The organism is Gilliamella sp. Fer4-1, assembly GCF_001690515.1.
In the GTDB taxonomy this organism is placed as follows: domain Bacteria; phylum Pseudomonadota; class Gammaproteobacteria; order Enterobacterales; family Orbaceae; genus Gilliamella; species Gilliamella apicola_C.
In genome coordinates, this window is the sequence record NZ_LZGZ01000093.1 from 1 (window position 1) to 4,235 (window position 4,235).

General features: G+C 36.0%; 4 protein-coding genes. All 4 read right to left on the reverse strand.

From position 1 onward, the window contains the following. On the reverse strand, positions 1–700 hold a 700-nt coding region (locus tag A9G30_RS03550), incomplete at its 3' end, for an FtsW/RodA/SpoVE family cell cycle protein (protein ID WP_176700832.1). Between the two features lie 2 nt (positions 701–702). Further along, entirely contained in the window at positions 703–2,640 is a 1,938-nt protein-coding gene (mrdA, locus tag A9G30_RS03555; RefSeq protein ID WP_065588085.1) for a penicillin-binding protein 2, read from the reverse strand. A gap of 18 nt (positions 2,641–2,658) precedes the next feature. Then, positions 2,659–3,690, reverse strand: a complete 1,032-nt coding sequence (locus A9G30_RS03560) for a PhoH family protein (protein ID WP_065588086.1) — start codon at positions 3,688–3,690, stop codon at positions 2,659–2,661. A 37-nt stretch (positions 3,691–3,727) separates the two neighbouring features. Next, positions 3,728–4,235, reverse strand: a 508-nt coding sequence (locus tag A9G30_RS03565) for a zinc-ribbon domain-containing protein (protein WP_065588087.1), incomplete at its 5' end; no start/stop codon positions are given.

Sequence of the window (4,235 nt, forward strand, 5' to 3'; positions counted from 1 at the left end):
CAATTGCTATTTTAGATTGAATGATATGATAACCTGCTCCGCTAGGATCAAGTTCGGGATTAATCAACATTAATACGCGTTTTTGCTGGTAATCATGCATTAAAAAGAACCACATAATCGGTAAAAAGACAGCGATTAAAATTAATGCAACAAGAATGTAACGCCAATTCATGCCCGCTAAAAATATAATAAAAATGCCTGACATAACAATTAATATTGCTGTACCTAAGTCAGGTTGCATCGCAACAAGTAATGCTGGCACACCAATGATAGCTAGTGTTTGTAATGTGGTTTTTAATGGCGGCGGACACCCATCTCGGTGAATAAATTTTGCTACCATTAATGGCACGGCTATTTTGGCTATTTCTGAAGGTTGAAATCGTAAAATACCTAAATCCAACCAACGCTGTGCGCCTTTACTGGTGTAACCAAAAATATCAACTAGTAATAGTATGATAATACAAACAATATATAGATACAGCGCCCATTTTTCATAAGCCCTAGGTGAAAACTGAGCTAAAATAATCATTACAGCAAAACTTAGCAATATTTGAATGACTCGTTTTTGCATCATATCGATATTTTGACCCGATGCACTCCAAAGAATATAGAGGCTATAGCCAAGTAATAGCGTAATAAATAAAAAAAATAAGGGATCGATGTGTATCTTTTGCCAAAAAGATTTTTTGCTATTATTCATCATTAATCTTCAGTTCCGTCATTGGGTGATGGCTCATCTAGCTGTGTTGAATCATTACCTAGAAGGTAAAAATCTAAGATTTTACGAGCAACAGCGCCACCGTTTGAGCTACCACCGCCACCATTTTCTAATACAATCGCTAGCGCTATTTTGGGTTTATCATAAGGGGCATAAGCAATAAATAATGCATGATCACGTAAATGCTCTGGGATCTTATGAGCATTATAGACTTCATCTTGCTTCAAACCATAAACTTGCGCGGTACCTGATTTACCTGCAGCCTGATATTTTGCATCAGCATAAATCTTACGTGCCGTTCCTCTTGATCCAAACATCACTCGGTGCATACCTTCCTTAGCAAGTGCCCAATAAGCTGGGTTAATATCACCTAAACTATTTGTTTCAATATAATTATCTGAATTAATCTCTGGTTGCCGTTTATTAGCGTTTAAAATATCGCTCTTTTTATATAATAAAAAATGCGGTGTATAGGTTTTACCATTATTAATTAAAGTCGTTAGCGCTTTAACCATTTGCATTGGGGTTGCAGTCCAATAACCTTGACCAATACCAACAGGAATGGTATCACCTTGTAACCAAGATTTTTTATGACGCTTTATTTTCCATTCACGGCTCGGCATAACGGCACGGGTTTCTTCGTTTGGTGAAATATCAATACCGGTGCGTTTACCATAACCGAACTTAGCCATCCATAAGTTTAAGCGATCGATACCCATATCATAAGCAACTTTATAAAAGTAAGTATCAACCGATTCTTCAATGGCCTTTAATACATCAACCCGACCATGCCCCCATTTAAGCCAATCTCGATAACGTCGCTCAGTACCAGGTAATTGCCACCAACCAGGATCATCAACCACAGTTTTTGGCGTGATAACCCCTTCACTCAAAGCGGCAATAGAAATAAAAGGTTTAACGGTCGAAGCTGGTGGATAAGCGCCAAGTAACACGCGATTAAATAGAGGTTTACTAGGATCTTTGAGTAATTCGCTATATTTTACACTCGATATACCACCAACAAATAGATTGGAATCATAACTTGGACTAGAAACTAAAGCTAAAACCTCACCATTATTAGGATCCATAGCAACCACTGCCGCTTTACGCCCTGCTAATAATTGCTCTATATAAAGCTGTAATTTAAGGTTAATAGATAAATAGATGTCTTCACCAGCTTGTGGTGGATGTTTGTTTATTTGACGAACAATACGACCTCGGCTATTAACTTCAACCTTTTCATAACCTGGGGTTCCGTGTAATACGTCTTCATAATATCTTTCTATCCCCATTTTACCAATATTAAACGTAGCGACATAATCGCTGGACTTATTTTCATCATCTAAGCGCTGTTTATCTTGGCTATTAATTTTAGAAATATAGCCAAGAATATGAGTCAGTGATGCACCATAAGGGTAATAACGATGCTGTATCCCCACAATAGAAACAAATGGAAAACGATGTTGATCCACAACAAAACGCGCTATTTGTTTTTTGGTCAAATTTTCTTTTAGCGGTACTGGGCGATGAGCTTTATAATTGCGTCGTTCTTTTTGAAACATCTCAATATCTTCATCAGTCAAGCCAACAATTTTTTTTAATTCATTGAATTGTTCATTAAGGTTTTTTGTTTTATCAGGAATGATATTAAGCTGATATGTGATGTTATTAATTGCCAAAGGTGTGCCATTACGATCATAAATCATGCCGCGGCTAGGTGGGATAGGTATAATTTCAATTCGATTATTATTGGATTTTGTACTGTAATAACTAAAATTAGCAATTTGCAAATCTGCTAAATTACCAAGCAAAATAATGACCATTAAAATAATCGTAACGAATGCAAATAGCGCCCTACGAAGAAATAAATTTGCTTCGGCAGAATGATCTCGAATTACCGTTTTTTCTTTTTTACGTGAAATAGGAATAATAAGACTCCTTTATATACTACTTTCCGTATGTTGCTGTTTAATATTCTGCTGTTGTTCTTCCCATTTTTCATAAGCATTAACAATTCTGGCAACCACTGGATGACGGACTACATCTTCACTATTGAAAAAATTAAAACTAATTTCATCAACTTGACTCAATACTTCAATAGCATGCCGTAAACCCGACTTTTGATGGCGTGGTAAATCAATTTGGGTAATATCGCCTGTTATTACCGCTTTAGAATTAAAACCTATGCGAGTTAAAAACATTTTCATTTGTTCGATGGTGGTATTTTGGCTTTCATCAAGAATAATAAAAGCATCATTAAGAGTTCGCCCACGCATATAGGCAAGTGGTGCAACTTCAATCACACTTTTTTCAATCAGCTTTTCAACTTTTTCAAATCCGAGCATTTCAAATAACGCATCATAAAGTGGACGTAAATAAGGATCGACTTTTTGACTTAAGTCGCCAGGCAAAAAACCTAATTTTTCACCAGCTTCAACCGCTGGTCTAGTCAATACAATGCGGCGGATTTGTTGCTTTTCAAGCGCATCAACTGCTGCGGCTACCGCTAAATAGGTTTTACCTGTGCCAGCAGGCCCTATCCCAAACGAGATATCATAATCTAAAACATGGGCAATATATTGTGCTTGATTTGCCGTTCTTGGTTTAATGATGCCTCGCTTAGTTTTTATCATTACCAGCTTGCCGCCTTGATGATCAATATAAGCAGGTAAATGCTCACTTGCCTTTTCTAGCGCGCCAGACTCTTTAATTGCTAGATGGATTTGTTCTGGCTCGATATCAATGATTTTATCTTTGGCTTTAGTTTGCTTATAAAGAGATTGTAAAATATCATTGGCTGCTTTGACACAAATCCGATCGCCAGTTATTGAAAATAAATTACAACGATGATTAATCTCAACACCTAGTCGACGCTCTAGCTGCTTAATATTGTCATTATAAGGGCCACAAAGGCTATTAAGTCGCTGATTATCAGCGGGGTCAAGCATAGTTTCATGTGTTATGATATTCAAATGTAAGCCCTCAAATAATTAAAACTAATAATTAAAACTAACTTTTAATGTGCCCTTCACATAAAGAACACTTTTCAATACCTGTTAAAAAGTCCATATTACAATGATGACATGTCACAATATTACCAGAAACAACATGATCAACAGCACGTTGGGATTGATCTTGATCAAGACCTTGTGCTTTTAGTTTATTAATTACCATTGAAATAGGTGTTCCACTTTTTAACTCTTGTTCAACATATGATGCAACTTGTTCTTCAAATGTTGGTGGCACATATTCCAGTACGTTTTCGTTGTAATCACTATTGCACTCATTACACTTTATATAACGTCCTAATGTTTCGTAACTAAAAATAGGAATAAAAAATAGCGTAAAATATTTTGCCACTTTTATTTTTGTATATTTTTGTTTTTTTTCATCGGTAGTGGTGTTTTGTTGCGAACAGCAATTTGGGCAATTAAATTGTCCACTATGTTCGTTAACTTCTCTTCCGCGAGTTCCAAATATTATAAACATATTATTTTCTTTTCCTTTAAATTCATCC